This window comes from Enterococcus sp. C46, from assembly GCF_040887565.1.
Taxonomy (GTDB): Bacteria; Bacillota; Bacilli; order Lactobacillales; family Enterococcaceae; genus Enterococcus_B; species Enterococcus_B lactis.
The window spans coordinates 95,472-115,708 of record NZ_JBFOGA010000006.1 but is presented as its reverse complement, the minus strand read 5'-3'; the positions used below and the strand labels follow the sequence as shown (position 1 = coordinate 115,708).

The window sequence follows — 20,237 nt, the reverse complement described above, 5'->3', positions numbered from 1 at the left end:
CTTACGCTTCTTCTTCTTTATAGTCGATTCCTAATTCTTTACTGATTCCAGCGTAACCTTCTGCTTCTAGGCGTTTAGCTAAGTCAGCATTTCCTGTCATGACTACTCGACCTTCCATCATGATGTGAACGACATCAGGTGTGATATAGTTCAATAATCGTTGATAGTGGGTGATGATCAATGCACCGAAATTGTCTCCACGCATTTCATTTACTCCTTTAGCAACGACTTTCAAAGCATCGATATCCAAACCCGAGTCGATTTCGTCTAAAATCGCAAATGTTGGTTCTAACATCAACAATTGTAGGATCTCATTCCGTTTCTTTTCCCCGCCAGAAAAACCTTCGTTCAGATAACGTTCAGCCATTTCTTCTGGCATATTCAGTAAAGCCATTTTTTCATCTAACTTTTTCAAAAATGCCATAACAGAGATCTTGTCGTTTTCATCACGTTTCGCATTGATTGCTGCACGCATGAATTCCGCATTCGTGATACCTGGTATCTCACTTGGATATTGCATAGCTAAAAACAAACCAAGTCGTGCACGTTCGTCTACTTCCAAGTCTAAAACATTTTTTCCGTCAAACAAGATTTCGCCTTCTGTTACTTCATAGTTTGGATTGCCCATGATAGCGGCAGATAAGGTTGATTTTCCTGTGCCGTTAGGTCCCATGATGGCGTGAATTTCTCCGGTTTTCATTGTTAGGTTTACGCCTTTAAGGATTTCTTTTTCCTCGATCGACACATGTAGATTTTTTATTTCTAAGACAGACATGCATTATACCCCCAAATTCTCTTTCGTTCTCACTCATTTTAGACTAATTGAGAATGAAGCGCAATGATCTTCCTTACTAAAATCAAATATCTTTTATTGATTATTAAACAATTTTGATTTCTAAATTAGAATAGGTATAAAAAAGATGAGGAATAAGCCGTTACAGACTTATTTCTCATCTTTTTTGTTTCATTCCTTATTTTGCATCAGCCTTTACTGGTTTAACAGAGCCGCCCCATTTGTCTGTGATCCATTCTTGGACTTCTTTACGGTGAAGCACTTCAATCAGTTTTTTGATTTTGTCACTGTCTTCATCACCTTTGCGAGTCGCAATGATATTCACGTAAGGAGAGTTGTCTTTTTCAAGTAATACGGCATCTTCTAATGGATTCAATCCTGCGCCATAAGCGAAGTTTGCATTGATTGCGACTAGGTCACCTTCATCATTTTGGTACGTAGAAGCTAAAAGTGATGGGTCGATCGTATGGTTGAACTTCAAATTCTTAGGGTTTTCTGCAATATCATCGAATGTGGCTGTTTCCAGATCTACTCCATCTTTGACTTTGACTAGCCCAGCATCTTGTAAAATCGTGATGATGCGTCCCCAGTCTGATTCAGAATTCGAAGTGATGATCGTTGCACCATCTTTTAGTTCAGAAACATCTTTGATTTTTTTAGAGTACAAGCCCATTGGTTCGATGTGGACAGCACCGGCATTGACAAAGTCATACCCTTTTTCTTTGATTTCTTTGTTCAAATAAGGAATATGTTGGAAGTAATTGGCATCGATATCGCCTTCTTCCAAAGATTGGTTCGGTAATACATAGTCATCGAATTTGACGATTTCAAGATCGATTCCTTCATCTTTCAATAATGGTTTCACATGTTCCAAAATCTCTGCGTGCGGTGTCGGTGAAGCGCCGACTTTCAATGTCGTGTCGTCTGCTTTATTTGCTGAATCTTTGCTGTCGCTGTTGTTACCGCATGCTGTTAATCCTACAGTCAGCAAAAGCGCTGCTGCTAATCCAAAAATCTTCTTTTTCATATCCTATATCCCCCTATATCCTATTATCTTTTGTCTGTTTTCTTAGTTAAGAAATCACCGATTCCTTGAACGATAAATACGATTAATAAAATAATTAAAGTCGCAACGAATGTCACTGTCAGATTACCACGTTGGTAGCCTTCCTGCCAAGCAAGACCACCAAGTCCACCTGCGCCGATCGCGCCGGCCATTGCAGTAAATCCGATCATCGAGATCGTTGTAACTGTTAATCCAGAAATCAACGCGGGAATACTTTCAGGTATCAAGACCTTCCAGATGATTTCCCAGTAACTTGCCCCCATTGCATCTGCTGCTTCCAGTACGCCAGGGCTGACTTCACGAAAAGCAATCTCTACTAGACGGGCATAAAATGGTGCCGCGGATAAAACAAGAGCTGGAATGGCTGCTTGCGCACCTAGCATAGTGCCTACGATTGCTTTAGTAAATGGAATGATCAAAACCATCAGGATCATAAATGGTGTTGATCGGAAAATATTACTGATGATCGATACGATCCCGTAAATGATTCGAGCATACGGTTTGTTTTTGCGCCCAATAGAGTAAAGGATCAATCCCAAGACTAATCCGATGATCGTCACTAAGACCATTGAGATCAATGTCATATATAGTGTATCAAGGATAGCCTGATTCATCGTTTCCGGATTGATTTGTTTAAAATCTAGATATGTTTCTGAAAAGCTTTTATCCACGATGGATCACCTCAATTCCTACTCCTTGTTCTTTAATGAACACTTCTGCTTGATCTAATTCTTTGGTTTCACCTGTCATCAAGACAGTCAATGAACCAAAGGAACCTTCTTTTACTTGTTTGATTTTCCCGTATACGACGTTGACATCAATGTTATAGCGTCGAATCGCTTGGGAAATAACTGGTTCGTTGGCATTTCTTTCGCTAAAGGTCAAAGTTGCCAAACGGCCGCTTGGATTTTCTTTGATGAGTTCAGCTAATAGTTCTGTCGAATCAGCTTCTGGTTCGATGTCTTGTTGTACAAAACGTTTGGTTACTTCTTTTTTCGGTTGTCTGAAGACAGTCAACACGTCTCCTTCTTCTACGACTTTCCCCAACTCCATCACAGCGACTTTGTTGCAGATTTTGCGGATCACATTCATTTCATGTGTGATCAAGACGATGGTCAAATTAAATTTCTTATTGATTGCTAACAATAAGTCTAATACTTCTTCTGTTGTTTGCGGGTCCAATGCACTCGTAGCCTCATCACAAAGCAGGATCTCAGGATCATTTGCCAATGCTCGTGCGATACCGACACGTTGTTTCTGTCCGCCGGAAAGTTGTGAAGGATACGCTTGTCCGCGTCCTTCTAACCCGACTAAACGCAACAATTCTTCTGCTCGTTCTTTGCGTTTGCTCTTTGGTACACCAGCTAATTCCAACGGCAGCTGGATATTTTCAAGTACAGTTCTTGACCATAACAGGTTGAAATGCTGGAAGATCATACCGATTTTCTTTCGGAATGTACGTAATTCTTTGTTTTTTAATTTTGTGATATCTTGATCGTTTACGATCACTTCGCCGCTCGTGGGAAGCTCAAGTCCATTCAGGAGACGGACTAATGTACTTTTTCCTGCCCCAGAATAGCCGACGATTCCATAAATATCCCCTTTTTCAACGTTTAGTGAAACGTCATTGACGGCTTGGATGTTTCCGTTTTTCCCATTGAATGTCTTTTTGACATTCGTTAGTTGGATTAATGACATGCCATTCACATCTTTCTCTTATGATTTTTCAAACAAAAAAGCCTTCGCCCTCTTGCCTTAAGCAAAAGGACGAAAGCTTGAACTTCCGTGTTACCACCTTGATTTACCGTTACTTCGCAATAACAGCCTCTTCCAGTACTTGGACTTAGCTTCTTTCCGTATACTGTCGCGCTGTAACGGGCACTCCCGTAGTAAGTTTGCTTACGCTCGCTTACTCTGCTCTAAGACCATCTTCCATCTCATTTTCGTTACCCATTTTCAGCAAACAGGGCTCTCTTCAAACGTCCGTGACATGTACTCTTCTTTTCAAAGCTTTCTCGTTTCATATAGGATTGCTTATGATTATAGCAACTGGAAGAATCAGTGTCAACTTTTTTCAAGTGATTTTCTGATTTTATAATTCGTCAAATTCTTTTGGATCAACATCTTTGAAACTTAAGATCCACGCATTCATTTCATCTGAATCATTCAAGATATTGATATCTTCACCGATTTTATCATTCACAGAAGAAACTGTACCCGTTAGCGGGCTAGCAAATTCATTGACCGCTTTTTCCGCTTCGACTTCGATCAGAGGTTCATCTTTTTTTAGCGATTGTCCTGCTTTTGGCAAATTGGCAAACGTGATGTCTCCGAGTTCTTCTTGCGCTTCATTTGTCAAACCAACACAGTATTCTTTTCCATTAAATAAGATCCAAAGGTTGTCCTTTTTCTTCAAATGTTTGCCTGCCATTTTATATCAGTTCTCCTTCATAAATTTTTTCATTGAATCCAATTGCAACAAGCTGGTCCTCTTGCACGATCAGCGGCCGCTTGATCAGCATGCCATCTGTCGATAAGACTTGGCTTGCTTTTGAAGCCGTAAACTCGCCTACTTGATCTTTCAGTCCAAGTTCTCGATATTTCATCCCGCTTGTGTTGAACAGGCGACGGATCGGTACTTGACTCGTTTCTAGCCAAGTCTCAATCGTTGAGGCCTTCGGTACTTCTTTGATCATATCAACAGTTTGATAACTAACGCCATGCTGGTCTAACCACGCTTTGGCTTTTTTGCATGTTGAACATTTCGGGTACCAGTAAAAGGTGTACAATTTTCTTACCTCCTTGAAGATCTTGCAGGTGCTTCATTTTGGTATCTCATCGATAATATCAATCCGACACCGATCATGTTCCCTAAAATCGAAGATCCTCCTTGGCTAATGAAAGGCAATGGGATCCCTGTTAAAGGAAGTAATCCGATATTTGCTCCAATGTTCTCAAAGACATGGAACAGCAGCATCATGATCAAACCGCTTGCGATATAGGCGTAAAATTCATTGTTCGTATCGAAACACACCCGAATCATACGATAAATCAAAATAAAATACAAGAAAATGACGAATGCACCACCGATAAAGCCGAAGTTTTCACCGATAACGGTAAAAATCATATCGGACTCACGAACAGGCACATAAATATTGCTTACATTGAATCCTTTACCAAACAAGCCACCGGTGCCGATTGCCAAAAGTCCTTGTGCCGGCTGGTAACTCATCCCAGACGTATCATGGAAAGGATCCAGCCATGAATCAATACGTGCAAATTGATAAGATTTGAAGCCCACTTTATAAAGCAAGTCTCTTCCGCCTTCAGTCGTCACTAAGAAAATCGTTCCTGCACCAACGACTACTGCTAAGATCACTACAGGGGCGATGATGCGCCAAGAGATTCCAGACATCAAGAATATCCCGCCGAAGATCGCAAGGAAGACGAGCATCGTTCCAAAGTCATCTTGAGCCATGATCAATGCTAATACCGGTATCGTCACGATCAAGAGCTTCCCAATCAGCCAAAAGTCCGATTTCATCGTCCGTTCTTTTACTTGCGTATTATGTTTGGTCACGATCAGCGCCATCATCAAGATGTACGCGATCTTCATTAGCTCTGCTGGCTGGAAGGTGAACGCACCGAATCGGAACCAGTTTTTAGAACCTGTAGAATCGGCTAAATTCTTGTCATAGAATTCCAGTAAGAGTCCCATTACTACTAACCCCAAGCCATAAAGGTAAGGAGTCAGTTTCCAGATCCATTTGGAATTCAAATGCATGATGACAACGATTGCTGCCGCCCCAACTAAATACCAGACAACTTGCATCCCTACGCCTTTCAAGACTGCTGGATTGTTCGGATCATGGCTAAGTGCTACATATAATGAGAGCAGACCAATCAAACATAACAGAAAGACTGGTAAAATCACGCCATAATCAATACGATTATCGTTCGAAGCTTTTAATTTTTTTTCCATGTTTCATCCCTTTTCTTAAAAACCATACTGCTGATTATTATAGCGGTCCAGTTAGATAATGGAAAGTCTTTCCACAGACATTTGGGAAAAATTAACTTTCCGTTTGTGCAGCTGCTTGAGCAAACGGAAGGCAAAAGCCTACTGCTTATCTTTAGTGTATCACAGAACTTTTTTTGATACATGCAATTATCTATCAGCTGAGATTCTCCTCGCTGTGAGAAGTTTCTGTGCTTTCATTGTATCGAAGGATCTCTTCAGCAATCTCTAACAGCTGATCAGAAACCAGATTGGTTCGTTGAATGAAATAAAAATACCGATGGAAATTCAACGGAATCATTGGTACGTCTTTTGGCACAGAGCGCTCAGATAAAATCGAGCGTCCGATTCCTTCCTTCAGCAACGCAACGATCACATCATTGCTTTTCACGATCATTTTCTTATCTTGGATGTTCATTTCTTCAAAATAACGTTGTGTGTAATGAAAAACGCCAGAATTTGCTTCTCTTACAAGCCACAATTTACTTTTTGGGTCCCCAGCAATGACTAGCTGGTCTTCCATCAAGGAGTACCTTTGTACGCCGGAAGTCTCTAATGGCTTTTCGATAAAACCAAAATCGGATTCATGTTTCGCTACTTGTCCTAATGATTCATGTGAATTCGCGATCTCGATCTCAAAATGCACTTTAGGAAACCTTTTGATCAGATGTTTCATCAACTGAGGCAAAAGATAAACAGCAAATGTGTGGGAAGCAACGATCCGACATACTTCTTCTTCATTTTGTTCATTGAGCAATTTTTGCTGGGTCTCTTCCCATTCTTCTAATAAAACCAGCGTCCGCTCGTATAATAAATCGGCTTGCTTAGTTGGAAGCATCTCTTTTCTGCCATTACGCTGAAAAAGATCAATATTCAACTCCCGCTCTAATTGTTTGATTTGATTCGAGACGGCTGGCTGAGATAAAAACAGTACTTCTGCTGCTCTAGAAAAATTTCTTGTTTCATATACTGCTCGAAAAGTCGTTAATAACTTAAACATGGCACCACTTCCATAACTTTTTATGATAATTACTATAAAAACTATTTGATTTAAATATACAAAAAACCATCTATAATAGAAATGTACAACAAAACAGTTGCTGATCCAACTAGTAACTCAGACAAGATAATCAGCTGTCTGCTTTGCTCGTAATCATACAGACCTATTCATTTTACAATGTATTCGTTCATCTTGGTACTAAAATCTATTAAATAAAAAGGAGAATATATATGAAGAACTTTTTGAAAATTATTCCGATCCCGATCTGCGGGTTGATTCTTGGGTTAGCTTCCCTTGGAAATCTGTTTAAAGACTATCACCATGTTGCTTTAGGCAATCTAACTGGCGGTATCTCAATGATTCTTATGATATTCATTTTTGTTAAATTGTTTATCTTATTTGAGCATACGAAACAAACGTTGCATGATCCGATCATCGCCTCCGTTTCACCAACTTTTACGATGTCACTCATGGTTATTTGTACTTATTTTGTTTCATATGAAAGTATTGCACCGATTGTCAAATTCATTTGGTTGTGTGCAGTTATTTTCCAAGTGATACTTGTCTTTTATTTCAATTATCACCATGTCATCAAAGCTGATCTTTCTATTGAAGCAATTTATCCAAGCTGGTTTATCATTTATGTTGGGTTTGGGGTCATCACTGTAACTGCTGGGAACTTCTTCCCACTTATTGGAAAAATCTTCTTTTGGATTTCATTGGTCTGCTATGCGTTCTTATTACCAATCATCATCAAACGTGTCTTTTTCGTAAGAAATATGGCTCATCCAACACGTCCGCTGATTACGATCGTTGCAGCACCTGGTTCTCTTTGCCTGACAGGTTACCTGAAAAACTTTGCAGAACCTAACTTTTATCTTGTCGTAGCGTTGTTCGTTTTATCTCAAGTATTGTATTTCGTCGTGCTGTCTATACTGCCACGCTTGTTCAAGCTTCGTTTTTATCCAAGCTACGCAGCCTTTACATTCCCACTTGTTATCTCTGCAACAGCTCTATTTACTACTGTTCATTACTTCAACAGTTTAGGTATTTATAGTAGCGTATTAGATTTCTTAAAAATTGCGGAATGTCTGTTTGCAAGTGTAGTTGTCTTCTACGTGCTTGCTCATTACGTACGTTTCTTAACTAAAGAACATAGCAAACATGGAAAATTTGTTTCTAAAAAAATCGCTTCATAATTGATTCGATTGGTTGTGAAAGAAGTGGTCAGCTTCTAGAAATAAGAAGGAATATACGAAAATTGCTTCTCAAATTTTTGTAACATTTCGGCTTATTTCCGAAGAAGCTACTTCTGGAACACCGTTTACCAAGAGGTCGTGAAAAAGCCGCCTAGTTTCGAGTAGTAAGAAAAATTTTGTGAAAATGGCTTTCCACATTTTTGCATAAATTTGGCTTAATACCGAGAAACTGGCTTTGGAACACCGTTTATTCGAAACAAGAGGTTGTGACAAGACTTTTGTCACGACCTCTTATTCTTTTGTCAAAATACTGGTTTAGTGCTACTATGTTCGAGTATGCTTTTAGTATTTATTGACGAAAGGAACCAATCAAATGAAATCATTGTCACATCCAATAAAATCTGTAAAGGATTCAGCGGTCCGCGAGATTTTGCCCGGATTACTGCTTTCTTTTGCCATCGCTGCCGTCAGCCGGCTTCTTGCTATTTATCTGCCACAGTTAGGTGGAGCGACTATTGCTATTTTATTGGGTATTTTATTAGGAAATACTTTTTTTAAACAGCCTGTTCTAGCAATCGGCACAAAATTCGCTGAAAGCAAACTATTGGAATTCTCTGTTTTTTTACTAGGTGCAACTGTCACCGCTCAAACGATTGCTCAAATTGGTGTAAAAGGAATTGTTTTTGTGTTACTACAGATGTCAGTCACTATCATCGGTGCTTACTTGATTGGTAAGAAACTGCAATTCAGCGATACTTCTTCTTTGATGATGGCTGGAGGAAACGCTGTTTGTGGTTCTTCTGCTATTGCTTCGATCGCCCCTTCCATCCATGCAAAAGAGGAAGAAAAAGGACAGATCATCACACTGGTCAATCTACTAGGTACTATGATGATGTTGACCCTCCCTTTTCTTGGATTACAGCTATTCGGAGGAAATCTCATTGAAAAAAGCGCACTTTTAGGTGGCACACTCCAATCTGTGGGTCAAGTAGTCGCTGGTGCAAGTTTGCTTGACAGTTCTGTTGTCGAATTTGCCATGTTGTTTAAGATTCTACGTATCATGATGCTTGTTGTTGTTGTCTATTTGTTTGAAAAATTCATGCACAAGAAACAACCAGCTCTGTTTGAAACACCGACTGATACGCAGAAAAAACGAAAATTACCGCTTCCTTGGTATGTATTAGGGTTTGTGATCTTTTGTTTGGTCAACAGCTTGTTTTCTTTACCTGTAGTTATTGACCAATCGGCACATTTTATCAGTAGCTGGTTTGAGATCACTGCTTTAGCGGCAATTGGGCTGCGTTTAGACTTTGCAAAATTCATGAAAGAAGGTACACGTTTCTTATCTTACGGATTGGCTGTCGGGCTTCTCCAAACAGTAATGGCTTTACTATTTATTTGGCTGATCAAACTTTAGAACAAACACGAAAAAACAGTTGTGATTCTCGCATGGAACAATGTTCGAATCACAACTGTTTTTTAATTTTGCAGATACCCTTCTAATAGCAACAATTGGCGTTTGATTTCGACTCCATCTGTTGCGTTTCCCATATATCCTGTCAGTTTTCCATTTTGCCCGATCACTCGATGACAAGGAATAACGATTGGTAATGGATTGGTTCGATTTGCCTGTCCAATCGCTCGCATAGCTTTCGGACTAGCGACAGCAACGGCTACTTCTTTATATGTTCGGATTTCTCCATAAGGAATGGTCGACAAAGCTTTCCAGACATTTTGCTGAAAAGGCGTACCTCTCTTTATAGATAAAGGAATTTCAAATTCTTTTCTTTTTCCCGTAAAATATTCTTCAAACTGTTCTTGTGTGCGCGTTAAAATTTGCTGATTCGCTGATTTGCTTTCCGAAATTGGCTGAAAAGATACAGCAGTCAACCCGGATTCATCTGCATCTAACCATAAAAAGCCGATAGGTGTGTGTATTTTCATTTTGTTTGCTCCTGGTCAACAGACTGGAACTTCCTCCTTTTTCTCTGTCCGAAACTACTTGCCAACTACTAAAAATTGTTCTTAAAAATTTGATAAACCGAGGAAACATGGTAAACTAAATACGGTAGTTTACCAAAAGAATACCTGTTCTTTTACGTAAAATCAAATTTAAAAGGTGTTATTTAAGGTTTATTAAATTTTGAATGTAAACCATATATAAACATACGATTGAAAGGAAAGAAACGATGAAAGTATCAATTGTTGTCCCATGTTTCAATGAAGAAAAAACGGTTCCTCTTTTTTTTGATGAGGTTGAAAAATTCAAAGGTCCCCATGAGTTCGAATATTTATTTATTGACGATGGATCAAAAGACGGTACATTAGCAGCAATCAAGAAGCTAGCTGCAGCTTATCCTTATGTCCGCTTTGTCTCATTTTCCAGAAATTTCGGGAAAGAAGCGGCTCTATACGCTGGATTACAAGCTTCTACAGGAGATTTAGTGACTGTTATGGATGTTGACTTACAAGATCCACCTGAACTGCTTCCTGAGATGATTGAACGAATCACTACTTCTGATATCGATTGTGTCGGCACCCGGCGTTCGACTCGTGAAGGTGAGCCTGCAATCCGCAGCTTCTTCGCGAAAAAATTCTACCAGTTGATTAATAAAATCAGCGATACAGAAATGGTCGATGGCGCTCGTGATTTCCGTTTGATGACCCGACAAATGGTGGATGCTGTCCTAGAACTAACAGAATACAACCGATTTTCAAAAGGTTTATTCAGTTGGGTCGGATTCAAAACAGAATATATTTCTTATGAAAACCGCGAACGTGTAGCTGGTGAAACATCTTGGTCCTTCTGGAAATTGTTCAACTACTCGATTGATGGTATCGTGAACTTCTCCGATGCGCCATTGACAATTGCTTCATTTATCGGCGCTTTGTCTTGTGTCGGTTCTGGTATTGCGATCTTGTTCATTATTTTGCGGGCATTGCTGTTTGGTGATCCTACATCAGGATGGCCTTCCATGGTCTCGATCTTCCTATTCATCGGCGGAATCCAACTGTTATGTCTTGGAATCATCGGGAAATATATCGGAAAAATCTTCTTAGAAACGAAGCAACGTCCTGTTTATATTATTAGAGAAACAGAAAAAGTGAAGCCAAATGAATTGAAGCCTCACCAATAATATACGTCAAATGAAGTAAACATTTTTTTAAATGAAGAGGGACTGTGACAAAAATCTTGTCGCAGTCCCTTTTTCCGAACAAACGGTTTTCAATCAACTAACCTTCGGTATTAGCTCAACAAACGACAAAATATGAGGAGCTATTTTTGTTTGCTGTTCTTATTACTTGATGCAGGATGATGCAGAACAGCTTTTTCACAACCTCTGATATATGGTGTTCCAGAAGTAGCTTCTTCGAAAAATAAGCCGAAATGTTACAAAAATTTGAGAAGCAATTTTCGTAAATTCCTTCTTATTTCTTGAAGCTGACCACTTCTGTCACAACCTCCATCTTCTTACTTCTTCATTGCCGCTTTTAGTGCTGCTGCTAATGGGCTTTCTTCTGGTTCTTCTGCCTGTGCATATTTTTTCAGCAAGCGACGTTCTTCATGTTTGGTCATTTTCTTCTTCTGCTCTTTTTTATCAAGCATTTTTTCTGTCGTTCCGTCGTATTTACAACGGAAATAAGCACCATTTTTGCCTTCGATGATTTCCATTTTCCGGTGGCATTGTGGGCAGCGATGGTTGGAGACTTTTGGATCTTTTCTTCTGCGGTAGTTGCAATCTGAATTGGTGCAGACATAAATTTTGCCGTCTCGCGTGTTTTTCTCACGCAGATTGGCCCCACATTCTGGACATTTCTTTTGGGTAATCGAGAAATCTTGATATTCTTGTTTGCTTGATTTGATTTCATTCACCAAGCGTTTTGTTTCTTTTTCGATTCCATTCAAGAAGGTTCCTGCTTGTTTCTTTCCTGCAGCAATAGCTTCAAGGTCTTTTTCCCAGCTTTCTGTCAGATCCGGTGTCACTAAAGATGGGTTGACTAATACTAATAATTGTTTACCTTTAGGGGATACTTGCAGTCCTTGAGGGGTACGTTCCATCAACTCTGATTTGATCAATTTTTCAATGATCTCTGCACGAGTAGCCGGGGTTCCCAGACTGTATTTTTCCATTTGTCCAAGCAAGCTTGCTTCTGTCAATGGTTTAGGCGGTGCAGATAATTCTTTTTTGATGGTGAAATCAGGATTGATCCGCATTCCTTTTTCCCATTTGACTGTTTCCGTTTCAGATTCAGTTTCGCCTTTCCACCCTGCTTGGACGACACGATTTTGTCGGAAAATGAATTGTTCTTTATCAAATTCAACCGTGACTTTTGTCTGACTGACTTTGTGTGGTTGAGCAAACAAGCCTAAGAAACGAGAGACGATCATTTGATAGATTTTTTGCTCTTCATTACTTAGTTTTTCATAACGTGCTCGGTTTTCAGTTGGCAAAAGCGCATGGTGATCGGTCACTTTATTGTCTTGGAATACTTTTGTCTGTTGGACGATGGCTCCGTTTTTCAAATACTGCTTGACCTCAGGAGCAAAATCGCTGACTGCTTGCAGTCGTTCGTTCATCGTACTTTTCATGTCGTTTGTCAGGTATTTGCTGTCTGTACGCGGATAAGTAACGATTTTATGGGTCTCATATAAACTTTGTACAAGACTTAATGTTTTCTTTGCAGAATAGCCATAGCGTTGATTGGCTTCTCTTTGGATCTCTGTTAAATCATAAGGTAGCGGCGCAGATTCCGTTTTTAATTTTTCTTGGACTTCTGTGACAGTTCCTTTGCTTGTACTGATCAATTGAACAAGTTTTTGTGCTTCTTCTTGTGTTTTTAAAGCAAATTGATTTTTTTGAACCATTTTGGCTTGTTCTTTTCCAGCGTGCAACGTGATCGTGAAATACGTTTGTGGACGGAACTGTTCGATTTTCTTTTCTTGGTCTCTCACTAATGCTAGTGTCGGGGTCTGCACACGGCCCGCTGATAAATTATCCGCGTACTTCACAGTTAAGGCTCTGGTCACATTCAATCCTACCAACCAGTCCGCTTTTGCCCGGGCAAGAGCAGATTCATACAATGCATCATATTCTTTTGCAGGTCTTAGTTGCTTGAATCCTGTTTTGATTGCTTTATCTGTTTGAGAAGAGATCCATAACCGCTTCACTGGTTTATTGAAATGCACATACTCTAAGATCCAGCGAGCAACAAGTTCCCCTTCCCTTCCGGCATCTGTCGCAATGACTGCTTCTGAGACATCTTTTCGTTGAGCCAGCTGCTTGATTGCTTTTAATTGATATCCTGTTTTAGGAAGTGGTTTGATTCCTAGTTTTTTAGGGATCATCGGCAACGTGTCCATTTGCCAGCTCTGCCATTCCTTATTCAGATCTTCCGGCATTTTCAATCCTAATAAATGACCAAGGGCCCAAGTAACGATCACCTTGGGTCCTTCGTAATAATTTTTGTGCTTTTGATTAGCACCAAGCACCTTGCTTAGGTCTTTCGCAACGCTTGGTTTTTCCGCTAGAATTAGTTGTTTCATAAAATTCCTTTCTGCTTTCTACTGTGATGGGCTGATGATTTTTCAACAACGCAAGTCCCTTGTATTGCTGTAAATCATCGTCACACTCTTCACACCAGCGCTCATCTCCGTCATTCCAAAAGGCGCTGAGAAAGTTTCTTTTCGCATTGATATATTCATAATTTTGATGGATCGCGATCCATTGTTTTTCGTACGCTTGTCGTGCTTCTTCAAAAGACTCGAATGTTTCTTCTGCTTCAATATCTTCTTCCCAGTCTTCAAAAAACCACCAAGGCTCATTGTCCCCGAACATGGTAATTACTTGATACATACTCGTGCTCCTTCTTTCAGCTTTTCTAGACTCATCTTAGTCACTTTTCAAGAAAGTTGCAAGAATTTTCTCTTATAAAAGGATCATTTAATGAACATCTTGAAAATGATACCAATGAATCTGATTGTTTAAGGCAAAGTAGCGATAAAGTCATTGATCATCCAAAAATAGCTGTCCTCTGGATCGATTGTCGGTTCTTTTGTAAAGTATCCTAAAAAACGCAAGGAAAGATAGCCGTGGATCATACTACGTAATTCTCTGCTTCGGTGGACTTTTTCTTCTTTCGTTAATTGAAAAGCCTCAAAGATCTGCAAAATGATCTGGTTCGTTTCATGGATTCCCTCTAATAAAACTGCTTCATTGGTGTGGGGCACACTGATCAGCAACTCATACACTGCTTGATTCGAAAAAGCAAAGGATCGATAAGTTTCTGCATAGATCTGCAGTGCTTCCTGACCACTTTTCCCCACAAGAGCCCGACGCAGCTGGTCATTAAGTTCCTGCAGAAGTTTTGCTGTTAACGCTGTTTTGACATCACGAATATTTTTGAAATGGTTATACAGCGAGGGAGCCTTGATATCCAAGCGTTTTGCTAAATGCTGAAAGGTTATTTGCTGAACATCCATCTCTTCTGCTAGTTCTCGAAAGCAGTCGATGATTTTCTCTTGAGACAGATTTCTTTTTTTCATTTCCATGTTTCCTCTCATAAAATAAATCCTTCACTCTTTCAGTTTACCACGAAAAAGAACGAGAAAAAAGAGACTTTCATTGATAAACTACATAATGTAGTTTATAATAAAGAGTTGTAGATGAAAATTTTCAGAAAGAAGGAGTCTAATTGGCTGCAAGAATAAAGGAAAAATTATTTAGGAAAAGAGAAACTTGGGAACAGAACTTGTTTGTCTTATGGTTTGGAACATTTATGGCTGGTATCGGATTTAGTTTAGTCATGCCTTTTATGTCACTTTACATAGATACGTTAGGTAATTATAGTACGGCACAATTGAACTTTTGGAGCGGATTGACTTTTTCATCTACTTTCTTAGTGACTACGCTGATCTCTCCTTGGTGGGGGAAATTAGCCGACCAAAAAGGAAGAAAATTGATGCTGTTGCGTGCTTCATTAGGAATGGCAATCGTCATTTCTTTGATGGGCTGCGTGACTAGTGTGTATCAATTAGTCGCATTGCGTCTGCTTCAAGGGATTTTTTCTGGTTATATCAGTAATGCCACTGCCCTTGTCGCAACTGGGACGCCAAAAGAAAAAAGTGGTCAAGTTCTTGGGACCTTAGCAACTGGTTCTGTTACAGGAACATTACTTGGACCGCTTCTTGGCGGGATCTCTGCTTCAGCGTTTGGCTATCGCCCTACCTTTTTCATTACAGGGATCATCTTATTTTTCGTCTTCTTGTTGAGTCTGTTTTTCGTCCATGAAAAATTTGTCCCAGTGAAAAAAGAAAACATGGTTTCTGCCAAACAGATTTTCAAAGACTTGAAATATCCACACGTCGTCATCGGTATGTTCGTCACAACGATGATCATCCAAGCATCCAACAATTCCATCAGTCCAATCATCAGTCTGTACATTCGTCAATTGCTGCATGGACATGGGAATGTTACATTGATCAGCGGAATCATCGCTTCGATACCTGGAATTGCTACTTTGATAGCCGCTCCAAGATTTGGTCGCTTAGGTGACAAGATTGGGAGTGAAAGAATACTTGCGATTGGTTTGGGTTTTGCGATTTTGGTTTATATCCCAATGGCATTCGTCACGAATGTTTGGCAATTAGCTGCCTTACGTTTTTTGATTGGTATCTCTGATGCTTGTCTGCTCCCTGCTGTCCAAGCATTGATCACAAAATATTCGCCTCATCAAGCTGCTGGACGGATCTTCAGTTATAACCAATCTTTCCAAGCAACTGGTAACGTAGTAGGACCTATGATTGGCTCCAGTGTTTCCAGTGCATTTGGTTATCGTGGCGTCTTTCTTTCGACTTCTCTTCTTGTTTTAGTCAACTTCTTGCTTGTACGACACAATACACAAGAGATCCATCAGCAAGAAACTGCAGAAGAAAAAGCTTCAGGAGTCTCCATATCTTCAGGGCACTCTCCTTCTCATAGACAATAAGCGTAAATGAAAAACACTGCTTGAACAGTTGTCACAGACTGTCCTTGCAGTGTTTTTGTTTAGGCCTGTTTTTTCAAGAATTCAGATAAAAGGGATAATCCCTTTTCCAAGGTTTCTTTTTTACAACAGTAACCTAGTCGGGCATGCTTCGGTAAATCAAAGGCACTTCCTGGTACTAATAGTACTCCTGTTTCTTCTAATAAATTGATACAAAATGTCTGATCATCTTCTTCGATGGTTAATTTGATGAAAGAAGTAGAGACGTAATTGGGAGCGACGAGTTCAACTTTCGGTTCATTTGCTACCCACTGTTTTAAAATCGCAAGGTTCTCAGTAATGATCTTTTGGTTTCGCTCCAAGATTTTTTCTTTGTTCTTCAATGCATGTACAGCAAGATCATCTGACAGGACTCCGCCGCAAATCATCGTGTAGTCTCGATATTTTCGAAAAACCTCTGCCAACTCAGGTCCAGTAGCTGTCCAGCCAATACGGATACCTGGAATGGAGTAGGTTTTGGATAGGGAATTGGTTGCTATACCTTTCTCATAGACATCTACGATCGACAAGAATTCACCTTTATCCGTTAAAGGCGCATATACTTCATCTATCAATACATATGCATCTACTGTACGAGCAATTTCTGCGATTTTTTCTAAAGTTTTCCGATCTAGCAATGTGCCTGTAGGATTGTTTGCACTATTCAAACAGATGATTTTTGTTTCAGGTTTGACTAAGGCTTCTAGCTGTTCTAAATCAAACTGCCAATCTTCTTCTTCCTTCAAATGAACAAAGTCAACAGTGGCACCTAAAGATTTAGGGATGTCATATAGTTGCTGATAAGTGGGAAGCATCGAAACAACATGGTCTCCTGCTTCCACTAACGCGTATAGAGCTAAAAGATTAGCACCAGTCGCTCCGTTCGTTTGTAAGATGTTTTCTGGATCGACGGTTTGATAAAGCGAAGCGACTTCTTGTTTGAACGCATCTGATCCTTCGATCCAGCCATAGTCCAATGGTTCATTTTTGCGTTTTTCGAAAAATTCACTTACGTTGGTCCCGTCTAAGCCAACGAGTTCGTCTAATGTCAATGCTTCGATCGAACTTTGTGCAATATCATATACCGCTTTCTTCTCCCATTTATTTAGCCATTCTTCCACACCGAAATTTGCGATTTCCATGTTTCTTTCCCCCTTATATCTTGATCCAGCCTACAGTAAGCAACCCGATTGAAAGCAGTGCGGCCACACAAATCAGCCCAATCATTACTTTTTCTTTTCCCGTGATTTGATGGTTGGTTTCCCGACAAGCGATCCAGTAGAAGCAAAAACCAGGAAGATAGGCAATACTACATAAAAGGACATAAGAAAATCCTGCTAAAGTGATTCCCATCAATTCAAAAACTACAGCAATCCCACCGATCACTACTTGTTTTTTGATTCCTTCTTTTAAAGAAAACTGGACTTGATAGATTCCGACAAGCAGATAACAAATCAAGATTGCCGCTGTACATAAAGAATAGGCAAATTGATAGGCATAATCAGTAACTAAGAAAGTCAATAAGAATAGATTAGTCAAGATGGCAGTAACAACTAACGAATAAGTTGGGGCATTTTTTTTATTCGTTTTTCCCCAAGCTTTCGGCAACAGACCGTCTCGAGCCATCAACATCGTTGTTTCTGCTGGGAGCATCGTCCAAGACAACCAAGAACCGATGATCGAAATGATCAAGCCGATATTGATCAGTGCCGCTCCCCAATTTCCCACGATTCCTTTTAAAATATTTGCCATAGCAGGTTGTGAAATAGTTGCTAACTCTTCTTGAGATAAGACACCGTATGGCAAGATCGAAGCAAGGATATAGATAAATAATAAACAAAGCAGCCCCATGATGGATGCTTGCTGGGCTTCTGAACGTTTCTTCGCGCGGTTAGCTAAAACACTTGCACCTTCGATCCCTACAAAGACCCACATCATGACCATCAAACAACCTTTGATCTGCAACCAGATCGTTCCTTGCTGTCCTGATCCGTTCACTAGATTATCAGATACGTTGCCCCAAAAATTAGTAGTGAATATATTCACTTTAAATGCGATAAATACAAATATTAAAAATAGGAATAATGGCACTAATTTACAAATCGTCACGATCGTATTGATTACGCTCGCTCCTTCGATCCCATTGTTTACTAATAAAGTCAGACCCCAAATAAAAAGACTTGCGAATAAAATAGAAGGAACATTTTGTCCCCCTTTGAATATCGGAAAAAATTCTCCCATGGCACTCATTAGCATCGTCGCAAAAGCAACATTTCCTAGCCACGCAGACAACCAATAGCCCCAGCCACTAATGAAGCCACCTAACTTACCAAATGAAGCTTCTGCATACCCAAAAATCCCGCCATCCAGATCTGGACGTTTTTCTCCTAAATGGTTCAGCGATAATACCAAAGCTAAAATACCAATCCCGACGATTATCCATGAAAGGATTGCTGGTCCAGGGGCGGCAGAACTAGCCAGATCACTCGTGATTCCAAACACACCGCTTCCGATTGACGAACTGACAACGAGAGCAACCAGACCCCACTTACTAATACCTGTCGATTTCTTTTCCATTTCCATCACCTTCACTTATAAAATTGAACAAACCACCTGCAAAATATTTCCTTTATTTTGCATCTGCTCTTGCTTACCAAAAGCAACTTTATTCATATTATTGGATATTATGGACTGTTTACACTAAAATTACAAGCGTAAAATGAATAAAAATTAATTTTATTGCAAAAAAACAGCTATGCTGTCCAAAAGAAAAGGTGTTTCTTTTGTTAGCCATAGCTGTTTTGATTCATTTCATATCGCTTAAACGTATTGTAAAACTTTTGTTTCTTGGTATGCGTGGTCGATCAAACCGCCACCTAGACATTCCATTCCGTCATAAAATACAACTGCTTGTCCAGGAGTGATGGCACGTACAGGTTCGTCGAATACGACTTCTGCACGGTTATCATCCAATAAGCGAACTGTCACAGGAACATCTTGTTGACGGTAACGGAATTTCGCTGTGCACTTGAATTCTTTTGGCATTGGTTCATTCGTCGTAAAGTGGATTTCACTTGCATCCAAGCTTGTGGCGTACAGTGCAGGATGGTGGAACCCTTGACCCACGTATAATGTGTTCGTCGCTAAATCTTTCCCTACGACAAACCAAGGTTCTTGCGAATCTCCTCCGCCACCGATTCCTAGGCCTTGACGTTGACCGATCGTATAGTACATCAAACCAGCATGTTGCCCTTTGACTTCACCGTCAAGAGTGACCATATTGCCTTTTTTCGCTGGTAGATAGTTGCTCAAAAATTGTTTGAAGTTCTTTTCACCAATAAAGCAGATTCCTGTTGAATCTTTTTTCTTAGCAGTCGCAAGGCCTGCGCGTTCAGCAATTGCCCGCACTTCTGATTTTTCCATACCGCCTAGAGGGAACATCGTTTTTGAAAGCTGTTCTTGTGATAATTGACTAAGGAAGTAAGTTTGATCTTTATTGTTGTCTACTCCGCGAAGCATATGGACCACACCGTTTTCATCGCGAGTGACTTGCGCATAATGTCCAGTAGCTACATAATCAGCACCAAGATCCATTGCATAGTCCAAGAATGCTTTGAATTTGATTTCTTTGTTACACATCACGTCTGGGTTAGGTGTACGTCCTGCGCGGTATTCGGCTAGGAAATATTCAAATACACGGTCCCAATATTCTTTTTCGAAATTCACAGAATAATAAGGAATCCCGATTTGAGCAGCTACTTTCGCTACATCCTTATAATCTTCCGTGGCCGTACATACGCCGTTTTCGTCCGTATCATCCCAATTTTTCATGAAGATCCCGATCACGTCGTATCCTTGTTCCTTTAATAAAAGTGCTGTTACAGATGAGTCGACACCGCCGCTCATCCCTACGACAACGCGTGTTTGGCTGTTGTCTGTCATGATATCACCATCATTTCAATTAGATTCTGAAACATCTACGAGTTGAAGGTCGCAACTTTTCAGTATTTTACATTATACGTCATATTTCTGAAAATTTCATCCCTTAATTATCAGCGTTCGAATACATAACCTATCATAGGGAAAAAACAGCGCTATCTTCATACTCCAGTGATTCTCATGATCAAAAGAGGAACGGC

The 20,237-nt window shown here is 39.9% G+C and carries 19 protein-coding genes and 1 other annotated feature; of the genes, 4 read left to right on the top strand and 15 right to left on the bottom strand.

Annotated features, from left to right (window positions below; all coding sequences use genetic code 11):
- Window position 1: 1 nt before the first annotated feature.
- From sufC to AB3I27_RS10185, 8 genes are all read right to left on the bottom strand, one after another.
- Entirely contained in the window at window positions 2-775 is a 774-nt protein-coding gene (sufC, locus tag AB3I27_RS10220) for a Fe-S cluster assembly ATPase SufC (protein ID WP_002287679.1), read from the bottom strand.
- A 196-nt stretch (window positions 776-971) separates the two neighbouring features.
- The gene (locus AB3I27_RS10215; RefSeq protein ID WP_002345358.1) at window positions 972-1,820 is read right to left on the bottom strand and encodes a MetQ/NlpA family ABC transporter substrate-binding protein; all 849 of its coding nucleotides are present in this window, start codon (window positions 1,818-1,820) and stop codon (window positions 972-974) included.
- Window positions 1,821-1,843: 23 nt separating this feature from the next.
- Entirely contained in the window at window positions 1,844-2,530 is a 687-nt protein-coding gene (locus AB3I27_RS10210; protein ID WP_002287674.1) for a methionine ABC transporter permease, read from the bottom strand.
- Complete coding sequence (locus AB3I27_RS10205) at window positions 2,523-3,557, bottom strand: methionine ABC transporter ATP-binding protein (RefSeq protein ID WP_104760387.1); 1,035 nt, start codon at window positions 3,555-3,557, stop codon at window positions 2,523-2,525. Before AB3I27_RS10205 ends, AB3I27_RS10210 begins: the two co-directional genes overlap by 8 nt.
- Window positions 3,558-3,619: 62 nt before the next feature.
- Window positions 3,620-3,876 (bottom strand) — a binding site (T-box leader).
- A gap of 75 nt (window positions 3,877-3,951) precedes the next feature.
- Complete coding sequence (locus tag AB3I27_RS10200; RefSeq protein WP_002291179.1) at window positions 3,952-4,290, bottom strand: glycine cleavage system protein H; 339 nt, start codon at window positions 4,288-4,290, stop codon at window positions 3,952-3,954.
- Window position 4,291: 1 nt separating this feature from the next.
- Entirely contained in the window at window positions 4,292-4,648 is a 357-nt protein-coding gene (locus AB3I27_RS10195; protein WP_002308244.1) for an arsenate reductase family protein, read from the bottom strand.
- Between the two features lie 5 nt (window positions 4,649-4,653).
- Window positions 4,654-5,841: an FtsW/RodA/SpoVE family cell cycle protein gene (locus tag AB3I27_RS10190; RefSeq protein ID WP_002308242.1), complete on the bottom strand. Its 1,188-nt coding sequence runs from the start codon at window positions 5,839-5,841 to the stop codon at window positions 4,654-4,656.
- A gap of 193 nt (window positions 5,842-6,034) precedes the next feature.
- Entirely contained in the window at window positions 6,035-6,877 is an 843-nt protein-coding gene (locus AB3I27_RS10185) for a LysR family transcriptional regulator (RefSeq protein WP_104760380.1), read from the bottom strand.
- 230 nt (window positions 6,878-7,107) lie between these two features.
- Here AB3I27_RS10185 and AB3I27_RS10180 point away from each other — a divergent pair, with 230 nt between their 5' ends.
- Entirely contained in the window at window positions 7,108-8,076 is a 969-nt protein-coding gene (locus tag AB3I27_RS10180) for a TDT family transporter (protein WP_002312068.1), read from the top strand.
- Window positions 8,077-8,449: 373 nt separating this feature from the next.
- Window positions 8,450-9,493 (top strand): YeiH family protein, encoded by a 1,044-nt coding sequence (locus AB3I27_RS10175; protein WP_002316496.1) that lies wholly within the window; start codon window positions 8,450-8,452, stop codon window positions 9,491-9,493.
- A gap of 62 nt (window positions 9,494-9,555) precedes the next feature.
- On the opposite strand, the gene AB3I27_RS10170 is transcribed toward AB3I27_RS10175, so the two are convergent.
- Window positions 9,556-10,020 (bottom strand): methylated-DNA--[protein]-cysteine S-methyltransferase, encoded by a 465-nt coding sequence (locus AB3I27_RS10170; RefSeq protein ID WP_104760379.1) that lies wholly within the window; start codon window positions 10,018-10,020, stop codon window positions 9,556-9,558.
- Between the two features lie 245 nt (window positions 10,021-10,265).
- Here AB3I27_RS10170 and AB3I27_RS10165 point away from each other — a divergent pair, with 245 nt between their 5' ends.
- Window positions 10,266-11,213 (top strand): glycosyltransferase family 2 protein, encoded by a 948-nt coding sequence (locus tag AB3I27_RS10165; RefSeq protein ID WP_002308234.1) that lies wholly within the window; start codon window positions 10,266-10,268, stop codon window positions 11,211-11,213.
- 335 nt (window positions 11,214-11,548) lie between these two features.
- On the opposite strand, the gene AB3I27_RS10160 is transcribed toward AB3I27_RS10165, so the two are convergent.
- From AB3I27_RS10160 to AB3I27_RS10150, 3 genes are all read right to left on the bottom strand, one after another.
- Window positions 11,549-13,621, bottom strand: a complete 2,073-nt coding sequence (locus tag AB3I27_RS10160) for a DNA topoisomerase III (protein WP_222897006.1) — start codon at window positions 13,619-13,621, stop codon at window positions 11,549-11,551.
- Window positions 13,554-13,931 (bottom strand): DUF1033 family protein, encoded by a 378-nt coding sequence (locus AB3I27_RS10155; protein WP_002308231.1) that lies wholly within the window; start codon window positions 13,929-13,931, stop codon window positions 13,554-13,556. The genes AB3I27_RS10160 and AB3I27_RS10155 overlap by 68 nt, the downstream gene beginning before the upstream one ends.
- A 128-nt stretch (window positions 13,932-14,059) precedes the next feature.
- Window positions 14,060-14,620 carry a TetR/AcrR family transcriptional regulator gene (locus tag AB3I27_RS10150; RefSeq protein ID WP_002325115.1) on the bottom strand — a complete coding sequence of 187 codons (561 nt, stop codon included), beginning with the start codon at window positions 14,618-14,620 and terminating at the stop codon, window positions 14,060-14,062.
- 149 nt (window positions 14,621-14,769) lie between these two features.
- On the opposite strand from AB3I27_RS10150, the gene AB3I27_RS10145 reads away from it, so the two are divergent.
- The gene (locus AB3I27_RS10145; RefSeq protein ID WP_002308227.1) at window positions 14,770-16,062 is read left to right on the top strand and encodes a multidrug efflux MFS transporter; all 1,293 of its coding nucleotides are present in this window, start codon (window positions 14,770-14,772) and stop codon (window positions 16,060-16,062) included.
- Window positions 16,063-16,121: 59 nt separating this feature from the next.
- Here AB3I27_RS10145 and AB3I27_RS10140 read toward each other — a convergent pair whose 3' ends face one another.
- The 3 genes from AB3I27_RS10140 to mnmA all read right to left on the bottom strand — a co-directional run bounded on the left by AB3I27_RS10140 (window position 16,122) and on the right by mnmA (window position 20,040).
- The gene (locus AB3I27_RS10140; protein ID WP_002308226.1) at window positions 16,122-17,240 is read right to left on the bottom strand and encodes an aminotransferase; all 1,119 of its coding nucleotides are present in this window, start codon (window positions 17,238-17,240) and stop codon (window positions 16,122-16,124) included.
- A gap of 13 nt (window positions 17,241-17,253) precedes the next feature.
- Window positions 17,254-18,675 carry an arginine-ornithine antiporter gene (gene arcD / locus AB3I27_RS10135; RefSeq protein WP_002308225.1) on the bottom strand — a complete coding sequence of 474 codons (1,422 nt, stop codon included), beginning with the start codon at window positions 18,673-18,675 and terminating at the stop codon, window positions 17,254-17,256.
- A gap of 243 nt (window positions 18,676-18,918) precedes the next feature.
- Entirely contained in the window at window positions 18,919-20,040 is a 1,122-nt protein-coding gene (gene mnmA, locus AB3I27_RS10130; RefSeq protein WP_002313365.1) for a tRNA 2-thiouridine(34) synthase MnmA, read from the bottom strand.
- Window positions 20,041-20,237 lie beyond the last annotated feature (197 nt).